This is a genomic window from Pseudomonas sp. LTJR-52, from assembly GCF_003691465.1.
GTDB classification, from domain to species: Bacteria; Pseudomonadota; Gammaproteobacteria; order Pseudomonadales; family Pseudomonadaceae; genus Chryseomonas; species Chryseomonas luteola.
In genome coordinates this window covers 997,622-1,010,382 of record NZ_CP033105.1, presented here as the reverse complement: position 1 = coordinate 1,010,382, position 12,761 = coordinate 997,622, and the positions used below count along the sequence as shown (strand labels likewise).

Here is a 12,761-nt window from a genome sequence, read left to right as displayed (position 1 = left end):
GGGAGGCAGCGCCTCGTAGTCTTGTTATTGGAATCGACTGATTACACCGGGCTCAGTCTGCCGTGACATTTGCCAGGGCTGGCGGTACCTCCCGCTCGGTACGCCAGGCATTGAGCAGTTGCACCAGTGCCAGCACCGCGAGTGCGATCATGCTGACCAGCACCGGCAGCATGGCGATAGCCAACGGGTAGCCCACCACAGGGCTCGCGTTCTGCCAGCCAAACTGCATCTGATACCACGCGCCCCAGGCAGACAGGCCGCTGCCTGTGGCAATCAGCAAGGCACTGACCGAATCGACAAGCCGCCGGGCAATGCGCGGAAACTTGTCACGGATCAGGGTAAAACTCATCAGCTCGCCGCGACGCATGCTGGACGCAACGCCAACAAAGATCAGCCAGACGAAGGCCAGCCGGGACAACTCTTCGGCCCCGGCCCATCCGGAGCCGAACGCATAACGCAGCACCACATTGACAAAGACAGCACCCACCATGAAGGCCATCAGAATGGCCATCATGCTGTCGGTGAGCTTATCGAAGCGCTGGGCCGTGCGGTTGTTATAGATCGGCTCGCTGGTCAGGGGCGGCTCGTTCCGCGGAGAAGGTGCATCGGGCATCTTTGAGGCCAGGCTGATCAAGGCAGCCATTTCGCTACTTGGAATTGGCGCATGCATCCAGGCGCTTACCTCCTGAACAACCGCATCGCTGGCCTTGGAGGCATCGACATACAGCACCCCTGGCTCTCCTCTGGGAGATTCGAGGGTGTCGAACTGGCTCTTGACGAGTGACGTAGGCATGTAATGGCCAGAACGCTCTCCGACTCGCTGTAGCGCCGTTTCGTAATCGACCGATAGATACGCGAAACGCAGGCCGGGTACAGCATCACGCAGACGGTCCCGGTAGCTGCGACGCAGTGCCGAGCAGGACAGCACGAATCCCGTGCCATCCTGAACGGCCTTTTGCATCTCAAGCCGCAGGCGATCGAGCCACTCGATACGGTCGGCATCGGTCAATGGCGTACCGGCCTGCATGCGGGCCACGTTTTCAGCGGAATGGAAATGGTCGGCTTCGATATGACGAAAGCCAAGACAGCGGGCAACGCCCAGGCTCGTCTCGGTCTTCCCTGAACCGCTGACGCCCATGATGACAAGGGCCTGAGCGGGTGTAGCGGAGGTACTGACGGGTGAAGTCATGGCGCTCTCCAGAGCGCCTTTCGGTGCGCTCATTCTTATTTTTGTTTGATGTTAGCGCTAACATCACAATTGGGCAATGAGACTGAAAGGCCACCAGTCGAACGTGTCCCGTATAGACGTAACAAGATATTTCATGAACCGAGTGGGATGCCCTGCGCTAGAGCAATGGGCAGATCAGTAGTTTTCCCACAGCCCCGGCGTTGCCAGCTCAACCAAATGCCCGTCAGGATCACGAAAGTACAGGCTCACTCCGCCCTTCGGCCATCGCACTTCACCTTCGATCACAATCCCGTGAGTCGCCAGATGATCACGCCACGGCTGTAGATATTCAGGAGCAATGGAAAAGGCGTAATGAAGTCTGCCTGAACCGTCATGGGGTGGAATGGTGCCGCCGGGAAGCTGAGCAGGCGTATCAGTTGTGCCCTGCTGGAAAAGCAGCAACACACTGCCCGGTGCGGCGTCATAGGCCGCGACACGCTCATCATGAAACATGACGCTCAGGCCCAGCAGTTCCTCATAAAAACGGCGAGCCTTTTCCAGGTCAGCCACATAAAGACCGGTTTCCAGTACTGGACCAAGGGGCGGAGCGGTTGGGGATGTCATCAGCCGGCCTTTTGCTTCATGGGATCATGCCCCCAGTTCATCAGGGACTTGCGCCAGCGCGTATCACCTACCTCACCATCCGGGCGCTGCTTGATGTGCCGATGCACATAGCCGATGACCTTACGCATGGCCAGGTAGTCATCTTCACTCAGCTCAGCCTGCCGCTTGCCTTTGATCTCGAGAATCCGCTCGCCCATCTCATGGCCAACCGCCTCGCCGTCAGCCTTTGCCTTGACCTTTTGGCCTTTGGCCGTCATGCCGACAGACTGGCTCTCCTCGCCCTGCAACCACTTGCGCAGCTGGGCAGGCGGCATGTTGACCACCTGTTTGAATTCACTGCGCAGTTCTTTCTTGTCCGCATCGGTAAGGGCTTTGGCCGTCATTGTTCACCTGCCTGCTTGAGTGCATGAATCAGCTCGTCCTTTTTCATCCGCGAGCGCCCACGGACCTGATGGTGTGCTGCACGCGCCATCAGCTCGGTCTTGGTCATATCGGATAGAGCGGTCTTACGGGCAGACGCCGTCTTGCGGGCAACATCCTCCGGCTGTTTGGAGTGCTGCTTGCCTCGACGGGTATCGCGCCGCTTATTGGCAGTGCTGCGGGCATATTCGCTGTCGCTGATCTGCTCTCGTGCCTTCTTAGGCAGATAGCGCTCACCCGTCTCGGTAGACTTCTCGCCAGACTTTGTCCCCCAGTCCTGCTCGGTCCATTGCTGGAGATGGTTATCGGGGCCCTTGCCGCCCTCATAACCCCCACCCCGCTTCTGGTATTCCTGGCTCGCCAATTGCGCTTTTCGCGCCGACCACTGGCCGGCACGACCACCCTTCGAGCCACGCGTCACATCCTCTTTCACACTGTTCCACAATTCCGGATCGGTCTTCCTGGCGGTAGCAGACATCTGTCTTTCTCCTCAGTAGAGTTTCGGACCCCTCGGAAATGGGGACCACCTATCGAGACGCTTGTTCTAGCCAGGCGACGGGGTGTATCAAGAAGGACGCTTCAAGAAGGACATGGTCATGCCGCTACCCTCGCTTCAAATCCGTGATGCCACCGAGTCGGATATTCCTGCTATCCAGGCCATTTATGCCCATCATGTTCTGCATGGAACGGCCACCTTCGAAGAAATTCCACCCGATGAAGCCGGCATGAAACGACGCCTGCGGACCCTTCAGGAAGCTTCCTTGCCGTTTCTGGTCGCCGAGCTGGATGGCATGGTACGAGGCTACTGCTATGCCAACTTCTATCACACGCGATCGGCCTATCGTTACACCCTGGAAGACACGGTTTATCTGGAGGAAGGCTGGCGTGGCCGCGGCCTGGGTAAAGCCCTGTTGAGTGCACTGCTTGAGCGCTGCGAAGCGGGAGGTTGGCGGCAGATGGTGGCGCTTATCGGCGACAGCAGCAACGCAGGCTCCATCGAGCTCCATCGCAGCCTGGGCTTTCGTCAGATAGGTATTCTGGAAAAGGTCGGCCTCAAGTTCGGCCAGTGGCATGATGTGGTGATGATGCAGAAAAATCTGGGTAAAGGCAGCAGCGATACACCGTAAGTCGGCTGTACAGAACTTCGGCTATTTCGGCTCCTCACAACAGGTACACCTACTCAGAGGAGACCTAGCATGGCCGATAAATCGCCAGTAGCACCAGAGCGCCAGGAAGCGGAACTGTCCCCGGATGACTTTGAAGAAATGCCTGAGGACGAAGAAGAGTAACGCATGCGCCCATAAAAAAGCCCACCGCATGCTCAGGTGGGCTTTTCATGAGCCTCGCATCAGAAGATCAACTTGATGATGCCGATAACCACGATCAGGCCGATGATGAAAATAACGCCGGCGGTGCCCCCAATAAACTTCAACATACCCATGCTCCTTGATTAAGTGCGTTCACTTATTAAGACGCCAGTTGTTCGCAGACGTTCGCTGAAATATTCATTAAAGGCTTCTGCCGAACGGCCAGGCAGGTTCCCCAGTCTCTCTTAGGTAACGCGCCTCCAACGGTCCATCCGCATTTCGCAAGAGCCCTGTTCATGTCTACCATATTGATTCGCCGCCGCTGGCGCCCCTTGGCCTTTCTTGCCTTGTTGCTGGGTGTGGGTCTGCCGTTTGGCTGTTCTGAACTCGCCCACAAAGAGCGTGAGTTGGTGTTCAACATCGAACCCGGCACTGCCAGTTGGTTCTCGGGCGTGCCCGCCGGCGTCCAGCAGTTCAACATCCCCGTCACGACAGGGATCAGCAAGACGCAATATGTCCATGCCTGGTGGTGGCCTGCTGCAAAGAAAGATGCCCCTGCTGCCCTGTACCTGCATGGAACACGCTGGAATCTGACCGCCCAGGTGCGTCGCATCACTGCCCTGCGCAGCCTGGGCTATTCCGTCCTGGCCATCGACTACCGGGGCTTTGGTGAAAGCCCTGGCGATCTGCCCTCGGAAAGCACGGTGTATGAGGATGCCCGGGTGGCCTGGAAGCGCCTCGTTGAGCTGCAGCCCGACCCTGAAAAACGCTACATCTATGGACACTCGCTGGGCGGTGCAATAGCCGTCAACCTGGCTCAGCAGATTTCAAAACAGAAAGACCCGGAGGGCGACCCCGCCGCCGCAGCCGGCCTGATCATCGAGTCGACCTTTACCAGCCTGGCGGATGCGGCGGCTGCCGTGGTCGACACCTCGTTGCCGATCCGCTGGATCATGTCGGAGAAATTCAATTCCATCGACAAGATCGACCAGGTCGATATGCCGGTACTGATCGTCCATGGAACAGGTGACCAGTACGTACCCTCCCGCTTCAGCGAGGAGTTATTCAGGAAAGCTCAGGATCCGAAGCGGTTATTGCTCATTGAGGGAGGCAACCACACCAACAGCATGTCCATCGGAAGCCAGGAATATGCCCGGGCAGTACGGGACCTCTTTGGGCTGAAAGGCGCGTACTAGAGATCAGCGCGCCCCGCACTATCAACGAGAACATATGCCACCTCGATTGGGCATCATTTCCGGTGATGTTTGGTATGCCTACGATCCATTTTTTAATGGGTCAACTCGAACCGATACTGAATCTGTCGAAACGATCCCATCGAGGAAACAGATCATGAAACGCACTATCGCATTCGGTATCGGCCTCACCGCCCTGGCATTCAACACTCTGGTTGCTGCTCAATCCCTGCCCCAAGCCGCTCAGCTGTACGCAGAAGATGGCAGCCAGTACACCGTGGACAAGATGATCAACCGTCAAACCAAGAGCATTGAAGAACGTCTGCTGACCGAGAACGGCTCCGACCAGACCTTGGGCCGCCTGATCGAGCGCCAGCAAAACCGCCTGAATACTCCTGCCCAACTGGCCGAAGACGGTACTGAGCAGACCATCGACAAGATGATTCATCGTCAGCAACATCAGATCCAGTTAGCCGAAGATGGTACCGAGCAGACCATCGATAAGATGATCCATCGCCAGCAGCACCAGCTTCAGGTAGCCGAAGACGGTACCGAGCAGACCATTGACCGGATGATCCAGCGTCAGCAGGAGCACATTCAGCCGCAGCTGGCTGCCGATGATTCACAGCAAACCATCGACCGCTCGCATCACCGCATGCACCGGATTGTCTGATGCTGGCCCCATAAAAAAGCCCGACCAGTTGATCGGGCTTTTTTATTTATAGCGACTGCTTCACGCGACTATTTCATGCGACCGTTTCACGCGACCGGTTTTTCATCCGGGAGGCCATCGGAGCGGCCAATGTTAGGCGGCGTATCCACCATCAGCTCCTCGGGCACTTCCTCCACGCGGGGGTCGAGCGTTGCGGCCATCGGGCTAACTGTATCCGGCATCGCCACGTGATGCAGTGGTGCTTCATCCACGAGATGCTCATTTGTTACGAAGCGAGGCTGAACCCAGATGATCAAAATGACGGCATAGATCGACACCAGAATGTAGAACATGCCGGGACCAAACTGATTCATCAGCGCACCGGCCAGCAGCGGTCCGATACAAGCGCCTACACCATAGGTGGTCAGCAGCATGGCGGAGAGCTCTACACGGCGCGAGGGCTCCACATGGTCGTTGGCATAGGCCACTGACAACGGATACAACGTGAACAGCAGCATGCCGGTCAAAAAGCCGGTGCCGAGTAATCCGGCATAGGGCAAGGTGATATATCCCCACATCGGAATTGCCGCCAGGCAGAGCAGCACGGCGTTGGCGCGGATCAACTTGCAGCGGTCGACCCGATCGGACAACCAGCCTAGCGGCCACTGTGCACAAAAACCTGCCACGATGCATATACCCACAAACATACTCGACTGCGCCGTATCGAGCCCGTTGCGGTTGGCATATACCGGCGCTAGACCATAGAAGGCACCGACCATCAGGCCAGCGGCAAAGATCGTGACCAGTGACTGCGGTACGCGCTGCCAGAAGAACTTGATTTCAAGGGGCGCGGCGACCAGCTTGGCCGGGTGTACGCGACGCGTCATGGCGATGGGAATCAGGCAGGACGCAAAGCAGATTGCTACCAGCAGCAGCGGCTTGTAATCCAGTGCCGGGTGTACGGCCAGCAAGGCCTGCCCAACCACCAGTCCCAAGTCCACCGCCACCATGTAGCCAGCAAACACCTTGCCCCGCTGGTGGTTTTCGGCCTGCTCGTTGAGCCAGCTTTCAATCACCATGTACTGGTTCATCATCAGAACACCCATGATGAAGCGCAGCACCAGCCAGACGCCCAGATGATCGGTCAGGGCGTGAATGAGTACCGTCACCGTCGCGCCGCCGGCGCAGGCGACGTATGAGCGGATATGCCCTACGTTGGCGATCAGCCGGTGGCCGAGTTTGCCACCGCAGACCAGCCCGAAATAATACGCAGCCATCAGGCAGCCGACCCACAGATCGCCCGCCCCCTGTTCGGTCAGGCGAAGGCCGATGTAAGTGGTGAAGAGGCCGGAACCGGCCAGCATCAGGAGCGTAGCAATATAGAGCGCGGGAAATGTGACAAGCGGGCTGAACATGAGTCGTCTGATTTGAGCTGAGCCAATCCTGGCGGGAAGAGAGCGATCGAAGGCACGGCTATCGGCCGTGGGTGCTTCATCTTTAAGCGCATCGATTATCACCTGGATGATGCGCCATATGCAGACAGACTACCGGCGCCCGGATTTTGTCACACGACAAGTGTTTCAACCGGACGTGCGGGTATTTGATAGAGTACCCCCTTGCCTGATTGGAAAACCGCCATGTCCTCCCGCGCCGAGCAAAAACTGCAAACCCGCCATGCCCTGCTGGATGCTGCACGTATGCTCATGAGCAGTGGCCGCGGCTTCGGCAGCTTGAGCCTGCGAGAGGTCACCCGAAGTGCCGGCATCGTCCCGGCGGGCTTCTACCGGCACTTTCCCGATATGGATGCCTTTGGACTTGCGCTGGTCGCCGAAGTGGGCGAGACCTTTCGCGAAACCCTGCGCCGGGTACGTCATAACGAAATCGAGCTGCGTGGTGTGATTGATGCCTCGGTCGGCATCTTTATTGAAGCCGTCGCTGAACACCGTAGCCAATTCATCTTTCTTGCCCGGGAGCAGTACGGCGGTTCGCTGTCGATTCGTCAGGCCATCAGTGAACTGCGCCAGCGCATCACTGATGACCTTGCATTGGACCTGTCCCAGCTCAACCGGCTGCCCCACCTTTCGTGTCAGGACATCGATGTTCTGGCGGATCTGGTAGTCAAGACCGTATTCGCCACCCTGCCCGAGCTGATTGATGTGCCTGACGAGGGGCTGGAGCCGCACAAGACGCCCCAGGCTAAGATCATTCATCAACTACGCTTCATCATGATCGGTGCCAAGCACTGGCGCGGCCTTAACATGCTGTTCGCACCAAATCAGGGCGAACCCCTGCCCTCCGACCCGCTGTTGCACCGAAATCAGGCAAACTGAGCATACAATCCCCTGTGCAACGCCGGTGAAACGAGCCGTTGCGTTCTGGCAGGCCGCTTGCTGTAGTCTTCATAAAGCACAGCGGATACTGCTCTATGTTGGTCATTCATACCCGTCTGCCCTCTCCCGATACTTGGCACGAAGAAATTCACCTTGGCTTCGAGGCGCGCAGCAAGAGCCGGCTGCGAACCTTGACGGCCAGCGGTGAAGATGTCGGGCTGTTTCTCGAACGCGGACAGCCGCCCCTGTTTGACGGTGAAGGGCTGCGTGCCCAGGACGGCCGTATCGTACGCGTCTGCGCCCGCCCCGAGGCTCTTTTGCACATCACCTGCGCCAATGCCCATGAGCTGACCCGCGCTGCCTACCACTTGGGCAACCGTCATGTTGCGCTGCAAGTAGGCGATGGCTGGCTACGCATTCTGGAGGATCACGTACTCAAGGCCATGCTGGATCAACTGGGCGCTACGTGTGAATCGATCCAGGCGCCTTTCCAACCTGAGCATGGCGCTTATGGTGGTGGGCATCACCATTCGCACCACGGTGAGGCTGATTTCAATTACGGCCCTCGGCTGCACCATTTCGGGGTGCGGATATGAGCCCGGCCTGGGCGTTAATGCGTCTGGCCAGCCCGCAGTTACCCATCGGCGGTTATAGCTACTCCCAAGGGTTAGAGGCGGCCATCGAGACCGGCCTCGTAACCGACTCAAGCTCGGCTCGCGTCTGGCTCGAAGATCAGCTGGAGCTTAACCTTGCCCGCTTCGAAGCGCCCTTGCTGCTGGCTCACTGTCAAGCCGCAGCCTCCGGTGACTGGCTGCTGCTGGCTGAATTAGCAGCTCGCCATTCAGCCAGCCGTGAAACCCGAGAACTGCGCCTGGAGAGCCGCCAGACCGGTTTTTCCCTGACGCAACTGCTCAAGGACTTGCCCGAACTGGACCCCGAAGCACGCGAGCACCTTTTGGCCAGCGAGCCAACGTTTGCCCTGGGTTGGGCGGTTGCCGCGCGTGCCTGGGCCATTACCCCGGCAGAAGCCGTCTCGGCCTGGCTCTGGGGGTGGCTGGAAAACCAGCTGGCCGTTCTGATGAAAACCCTGCCCCTCGGCCAGCAGGCAGCACAGCGACTGACCTCTGAACTCCTGCCAGCCCTGGACGCAGCCCTCGCAACTGCCCGTGCGTTGCCGGAAACCCTCTGGGGCAGCGCACCGTTTGGCCTGGCGCTCGCCAGCATGGCCCACGAACAACAATACAGCCGTCTTTTCAGATCCTAGGAGAACAAGCGCGATGAACACTCAACCCCTGCGCGTTGGTATTGGCGGCCCGGTCGGTTCCGGCAAGACGGCCCTCACCCTCGCCCTCTGCCGTGCCCTGCGTGATCGTTACAACCTGGCGGTTGTCACCAACGATATCTATACCCGCGAAGATGCCGATTTTCTCGTGCGCAACGAGGCGTTGGCTCCTGAGCGCATCATCGGCGTGGAAACCGGTGGCTGCCCGCACACGGCCATCCGTGAGGATGCTTCCATCAACCTGGAAGCGGTAGACCAGCTCAACCGCCGCTTTCCTGGTCTTGATCTGATTCTGGTCGAATCCGGCGGCGATAACCTTTCCGCCACGTTCAGCCCGGAGCTGTCTGACCTGACTATCTACGTGATCGACGTGTCTGCGGGCGACAAGCTCCCCCGCAAGGGCGGCCCGGGCATCTGCAAGTCTGACTTGCTGGTTATCAACAAGGTGGATCTTGCCCCAATGGTCGGTGCCTCACTTGAGGTGATGGACCGTGACGCCCGCAAGATGCGGGGCGAGAAGCCGTTCGTGTTCAGCAACCAGAAAGTGGGCCAGGGCCTGGATGACATCATCGCCTTTATCGAAAAGCAGGGCATGCTGACGGCTGCGTAGCGCCCCATACTGCAAGGCACATGCGCAGCATAGCCAAACCAATAGTAAAGGGGTTCCCATGAGTCACGCTGCTGCCTTGCACTGGATCGTCGATCAGCTGAACCAGCGACGCATCCCTTTTCTTTTATGCGGCGGTCTGGCGGCCCATGTTTATGGCGCCAGACGCCCGCTGAACGATATTGATCTCCTGGTTCCAGCAGACCGTTTGCAAGAAATAGCCGCTGCCGGCGCTGCTGTCACGACCAAGCCCCTCGAGCGCCGCTGCGAGGAAGGCTGGGATGTGGAATACGTGCAGTTCAAAGTTGAAGGCGTGAAGATCGAGATAGGCGGCACGCCCGGTGCCCGGATTTTCGATAAGGGCCACTCAACCTGGAGAGACCTTGAGGCAAACCTGGCCAAAGCCCACCCCTCCACGCTACTGGGCGTAGCCCTTCAGGTCATGGACCGTGATGAGCTGGCCGCCTACAAAGCTATGCTCGGACGCGAAGTGGATACAGAAGACCTTATCGCCCTTTCGACGCCACACCCATGACCTTGGTGACGAGTACCGCTACGCTGGCGCCAAGCAAGCCACCGGCGACCACATCGGAAAAGAAGTGGTAGTTACACAGCAAAAGCCCCACCGGTACCACCGCGGCTATTACTACCGCAAGTCCCCTCAGGCGGGGCCAGCACAGGGCAATCGCCACGGCGGCAGCGTAGGCAACTGTGGTATGTCCGGAAGGAAAAGACGCGTACCAGTCTCCGCCGTGAAACCAGTTGAAGCCATAAGCCTGATTATGGATCAGCGAGGGATTGCCATGGGTCCAGGTCTCCGGCCAATAACGACCGAAGACAGGCTTGAGCGAATCCTTCACGCCCTTGGCGACCAGTACGCTGAAGGCCAGCACGAAGCAGCGATGACGATGCACAGGCAACAATCGCTGACCGATGCCCAGGACAATGACCAGCAGTACCGCCAGCACCGTCAGCCAGTCCGCCACATGGGTCATCAGGTTGGGCCACGCCAGACGGCGCAGGTCGCCTGCATGGGCCCAATAGGCAATGGGCTGGTCGATCACGCCATATCCCAGCAGGATCAGCACAAGGCCACCTGCCCAAGCGATCAGCAGCGGTTTACGTGTCACGGTACAGACTCCTTTCCAGGGTGAGCGGCATTCAGCCCGATACCCGTCCCGTTGGCAATCACGGCGTACCGGGATGCGGCTCCGGGTAAGTACGCATCACGCTGATCATGTCGGCATAGGGGCTGTTCCACAACTGCTCATGGAGCTGACGAATGCGCTCGGCCATGGCGTGATCCTGCATTACTACCTCCAGGTTGCGGGAGTTATCCAGATAGCCGCCTAGCCAGTTGCTGGTGCCTACCCAGGCCAGGCGTCCATCGATTTCCATCGTCTTGCTGTGAATCACCCGCGCAAAGGGAATGAAACCGCTCGGATCGGCCGGCAACGTGACGATCTTGACTTGTACATTCGGTAGCACGCCCAGGCTTTTCAGGTAGTCGATCTCCGGTGCGCCCGTGTTCCAGTGGGACACCATCAGCTTGATGGATACCCCTCGGGCGGCCGCCGCGCGCAAGGCATTGTCGATCACCGGGTAATACGGGCGGGTCTTGTCCGGTCCGTAGGATAACGGCGCGTAGTCGAGCAACTGCACACGCACTTCATGCCGGGCCTGAGCGAGCAAACGCGGTAACTCTATCTGGGAGTCACGCACGTCGGGCGGGTTGTAGCGCGCAGGGCTGGCGACCAGATAACTGCCGGTCGGAGCTGGTTGGTCCAAGGATTGATGCCGGGGCTGAGGCACGGGTTTACCTTCAGCCAGCGCTTTCTGCGCCTGCCAGTCCTGATTGAAGATAGCCTGTATTTGACCCGCTACCGTGCGGTCGCTGATCCGCACACCTGTTTCATGGATATGCGTAAGGGAACGCCAATCAAAATTCTGGCTACCCACAAATGCCTCGCGGCCATCCACGACCAGATATTTGGCGTGAATGACCCCCCCGGTCAGCTGGCCATACGGCAATACATGCAAGGTCAGATTAGGAATGCTGCGTAAGCGGTCCAGCGTGGCAGGGTCCGACATCCGCAGCCCCTTCTCTTCCAGCAGGAAGCGAATCGTCACGCCGCGCTGCCCGGCCGCCTGCAAATGCTCGATCACAGTATCCAGTTGCGAACCCGGCTGACCGGACGCATAGAATTGGCCAATGTCGATACGGTGCTGGGCCCGGTCGAACATTTCGCTCCAGACCTCGACCGGGTTACGTAGGTCATTCGTTGCCAGATCAGTCGCCACCGGCACGGTATGCACCAGCTCGAACCCTGGAATCTTGAAATCGGCCCAACTGAGCGTACTGGCGCTGAGTAAGAAAAACCCAAAACATAGGCGTCGAGCGCCACGGATCGGCAAACGGGACAATACAGGCATGGAGGTCTCAAACAAGAAGGAAAAGACTGGGCGAGGACCGACTGGCCCTCGCCGCAACCGATCAGGCGGTACGGTACTGCGCCATTGGCTCTGCAGATTGAACGTGGGCTTCATCCACAGGCTGAGCACCCATGCTGGCGCGAATCAGCAGGATCTTGAGCTGATCGTTGATGCGCTCCAGGCGATCCTGGAAGAAGTTATGAAAGACCACGCAGCCCAGCGCAATCGCAATCCCCAAGCCGGTCGCAAACAGCGCCGTTCCGATGCCTGCTGAGATCTGACCCGGGTCGGATACACCCGCTGAAGCCAGCGCTTTGAAGGTATCGATAATACCGAGGATGGTCCCGAGCAGCCCCAGCAGCGGCGCTGCGGTCGTAATGGTTTCGATGATCCACAGACTACGGGCCAGCGGTGCACGGGTTGCGAGGTACTGCGCTTCGATAATCTCGTCCAGCTCCTTGCGAGTGCCGCGCTGCGCCTTTTGCGCCAGCACCGGCCGCACCATGGTAAGCGGCAAGCTTTCGCGGCGGGTGAAGGACTCCGGCAGGTCACGGTCGCTGCGTACCTTGGCCGTCAGCAATGACTCCAGTTGGCGCGCCTGTCTGCGGGTATAGGCAAAATACAGGCTCCGCTCGATGATGACGAACAGGGCAATGGCGATGGCGCCATACATGACATAAAACGTGATGTCATGCAGTAGGTCGGTATTCATATTCAGCACACCTCGTTAAAGAAGGTTCGAAGG

16 protein-coding genes are annotated in these 12,761 nt (G+C 58.7%); 8 read left to right on the top strand and 8 right to left on the bottom strand.

Translation table 11 applies throughout. The annotated features are described in order from the left end of the window. Positions 1-52: 52 nt before the first annotated feature. The 4 genes from EAW52_RS04600 to EAW52_RS04585 all read right to left on the bottom strand — a co-directional run bounded on the left by EAW52_RS04600 (position 53) and on the right by EAW52_RS04585 (position 2,690). Entirely contained in the window at positions 53-1,189 is a 1,137-nt protein-coding gene (locus EAW52_RS04600; RefSeq protein WP_177411891.1) for a gluconokinase, GntK/IdnK-type, read from the bottom strand. A gap of 174 nt (positions 1,190-1,363) precedes the next feature. Continuing rightward, positions 1,364-1,792: a VOC family protein gene (locus EAW52_RS04595; RefSeq protein WP_019367358.1), complete on the bottom strand. Its 429-nt coding sequence runs from the start codon at positions 1,790-1,792 to the stop codon at positions 1,364-1,366. Further along, complete coding sequence (locus tag EAW52_RS04590) at positions 1,792-2,175, bottom strand: DUF3140 domain-containing protein (protein WP_122041580.1); 384 nt, start codon at positions 2,173-2,175, stop codon at positions 1,792-1,794. Before EAW52_RS04590 ends, EAW52_RS04595 begins: the two co-directional genes overlap by 1 nt. Then, positions 2,172-2,690, bottom strand: a complete 519-nt coding sequence (locus EAW52_RS04585; RefSeq protein ID WP_122041579.1) for a Rho termination factor N-terminal domain-containing protein — start codon at positions 2,688-2,690, stop codon at positions 2,172-2,174. The genes EAW52_RS04590 and EAW52_RS04585 overlap by 4 nt, the downstream gene beginning before the upstream one ends. A 118-nt stretch (positions 2,691-2,808) precedes the next feature. Here EAW52_RS04585 and EAW52_RS04580 point away from each other — a divergent pair, with 118 nt between their 5' ends. The 3 genes from EAW52_RS04580 (at position 2,809) to EAW52_RS04570 (ending at position 5,385) form a co-directional block, all read left to right on the top strand. Continuing rightward, a complete protein-coding gene (locus EAW52_RS04580) occupies positions 2,809-3,339 on the top strand; it encodes a GNAT family N-acetyltransferase (protein WP_162997753.1) in 531 nt (176 codons plus the stop codon). A gap of 476 nt (positions 3,340-3,815) precedes the next feature. After that, positions 3,816-4,715 carry an alpha/beta hydrolase gene (locus tag EAW52_RS04575; protein ID WP_122041577.1) on the top strand — a complete coding sequence of 300 codons (900 nt, stop codon included), beginning with the start codon at positions 3,816-3,818 and terminating at the stop codon, positions 4,713-4,715. 154 nt (positions 4,716-4,869) lie between these two features. After that, the gene (locus EAW52_RS04570; RefSeq protein ID WP_010795858.1) at positions 4,870-5,385 is read left to right on the top strand and encodes a hypothetical protein; all 516 of its coding nucleotides are present in this window, start codon (positions 4,870-4,872) and stop codon (positions 5,383-5,385) included. An 86-nt stretch (positions 5,386-5,471) separates the two neighbouring features. Here the strand turns inward: EAW52_RS04570 and EAW52_RS04565 are convergent, their stop codons facing one another. Further along, a complete protein-coding gene (locus EAW52_RS04565; protein ID WP_010795859.1) occupies positions 5,472-6,779 on the bottom strand; it encodes an MFS transporter in 1,308 nt (435 codons plus the stop codon). Positions 6,780-7,001: 222 nt separating this feature from the next. Between EAW52_RS04565 and EAW52_RS04560 the strand changes: the two genes are divergently transcribed. From EAW52_RS04560 to EAW52_RS04540, 5 genes are all read left to right on the top strand, one after another. Further along, positions 7,002-7,694, top strand: coding sequence for a TetR family transcriptional regulator (locus tag EAW52_RS04560; RefSeq protein WP_122041576.1), 693 nt, complete (start codon positions 7,002-7,004; stop codon positions 7,692-7,694). A gap of 95 nt (positions 7,695-7,789) precedes the next feature. Next, complete coding sequence (ureE, locus tag EAW52_RS04555) at positions 7,790-8,290, top strand: urease accessory protein UreE (RefSeq protein ID WP_122041575.1); 501 nt, start codon at positions 7,790-7,792, stop codon at positions 8,288-8,290. Continuing rightward, the gene (locus EAW52_RS04550; protein WP_122041574.1) at positions 8,287-8,958 is read left to right on the top strand and encodes an urease accessory protein UreF; all 672 of its coding nucleotides are present in this window, start codon (positions 8,287-8,289) and stop codon (positions 8,956-8,958) included. Before ureE ends, EAW52_RS04550 begins: the two co-directional genes overlap by 4 nt. Positions 8,959-8,971: 13 nt before the next feature. Then, the gene (gene ureG, locus EAW52_RS04545) at positions 8,972-9,586 is read left to right on the top strand and encodes an urease accessory protein UreG (protein WP_019367367.1); all 615 of its coding nucleotides are present in this window, start codon (positions 8,972-8,974) and stop codon (positions 9,584-9,586) included. 58 nt (positions 9,587-9,644) lie between these two features. Further along, positions 9,645-10,118, top strand: a complete 474-nt coding sequence (locus EAW52_RS04540) for a hypothetical protein (RefSeq protein ID WP_122041573.1) — start codon at positions 9,645-9,647, stop codon at positions 10,116-10,118. On the opposite strand, the gene EAW52_RS04535 is transcribed toward EAW52_RS04540, so the two are convergent. The 3 genes from EAW52_RS04535 to EAW52_RS04525 form a co-directional block, all read right to left on the bottom strand. Then, a complete protein-coding gene (locus EAW52_RS04535; RefSeq protein ID WP_122041572.1) occupies positions 10,090-10,713 on the bottom strand; it encodes a phosphatase PAP2 family protein in 624 nt (207 codons plus the stop codon). The two genes, EAW52_RS04540 and EAW52_RS04535, sit on opposite strands and share 29 nt — an antisense overlap. A gap of 58 nt (positions 10,714-10,771) precedes the next feature. Further along, positions 10,772-12,016 (bottom strand): phospholipase D-like domain-containing protein, encoded by a 1,245-nt coding sequence (locus EAW52_RS04530; protein ID WP_256680734.1) that lies wholly within the window; start codon positions 12,014-12,016, stop codon positions 10,772-10,774. Positions 12,017-12,077: 61 nt separating this feature from the next. Further along, positions 12,078-12,728 (bottom strand): MotA/TolQ/ExbB proton channel family protein, encoded by a 651-nt coding sequence (locus EAW52_RS04525; protein ID WP_122041571.1) that lies wholly within the window; start codon positions 12,726-12,728, stop codon positions 12,078-12,080. Between the last annotated feature and the right edge of the window lie 33 nt (positions 12,729-12,761).

Coding starts and splice junctions, on each gene's coding strand:
- EAW52_RS04600 (WP_177411891.1), bottom strand. CDS start 1,189: ATGACTTCACCCGTCAGTACCTCCGCTACACCCGCTCAGGCCCTTGTC.
- EAW52_RS04595 (WP_019367358.1), bottom strand. CDS start 1,792: ATGACATCCCCAACCGCTCCGCCCCTTGGTCCAGTACTGGAAACCGGT.
- EAW52_RS04590 (WP_122041580.1), bottom strand. CDS start 2,175: ATGACGGCCAAAGCCCTTACCGATGCGGACAAGAAAGAACTGCGCAGT.
- EAW52_RS04585 (WP_122041579.1), bottom strand. CDS start 2,690: ATGTCTGCTACCGCCAGGAAGACCGATCCGGAATTGTGGAACAGTGTG.
- EAW52_RS04580 (WP_162997753.1), top strand. CDS start 2,809: ATGCCGCTACCCTCGCTTCAAATCCGTGATGCCACCGAGTCGGATATT.
- EAW52_RS04575 (WP_122041577.1), top strand. CDS start 3,816: ATGTCTACCATATTGATTCGCCGCCGCTGGCGCCCCTTGGCCTTTCTT.
- EAW52_RS04570 (WP_010795858.1), top strand. CDS start 4,870: ATGAAACGCACTATCGCATTCGGTATCGGCCTCACCGCCCTGGCATTC.
- EAW52_RS04565 (WP_010795859.1), bottom strand. CDS start 6,779: ATGTTCAGCCCGCTTGTCACATTTCCCGCGCTCTATATTGCTACGCTC.
- EAW52_RS04560 (WP_122041576.1), top strand. CDS start 7,002: ATGTCCTCCCGCGCCGAGCAAAAACTGCAAACCCGCCATGCCCTGCTG.
- ureE (WP_122041575.1), top strand. CDS start 7,790: ATGTTGGTCATTCATACCCGTCTGCCCTCTCCCGATACTTGGCACGAA.
- EAW52_RS04550 (WP_122041574.1), top strand. CDS start 8,287: ATGAGCCCGGCCTGGGCGTTAATGCGTCTGGCCAGCCCGCAGTTACCC.
- ureG (WP_019367367.1), top strand. CDS start 8,972: ATGAACACTCAACCCCTGCGCGTTGGTATTGGCGGCCCGGTCGGTTCC.
- EAW52_RS04540 (WP_122041573.1), top strand. CDS start 9,645: ATGAGTCACGCTGCTGCCTTGCACTGGATCGTCGATCAGCTGAACCAG.
- EAW52_RS04530 (WP_256680734.1), bottom strand. CDS start 12,016: ATGCCTGTATTGTCCCGTTTGCCGATCCGTGGCGCTCGACGCCTATGT.
- EAW52_RS04525 (WP_122041571.1), bottom strand. CDS start 12,728: ATGAATACCGACCTACTGCATGACATCACGTTTTATGTCATGTATGGC.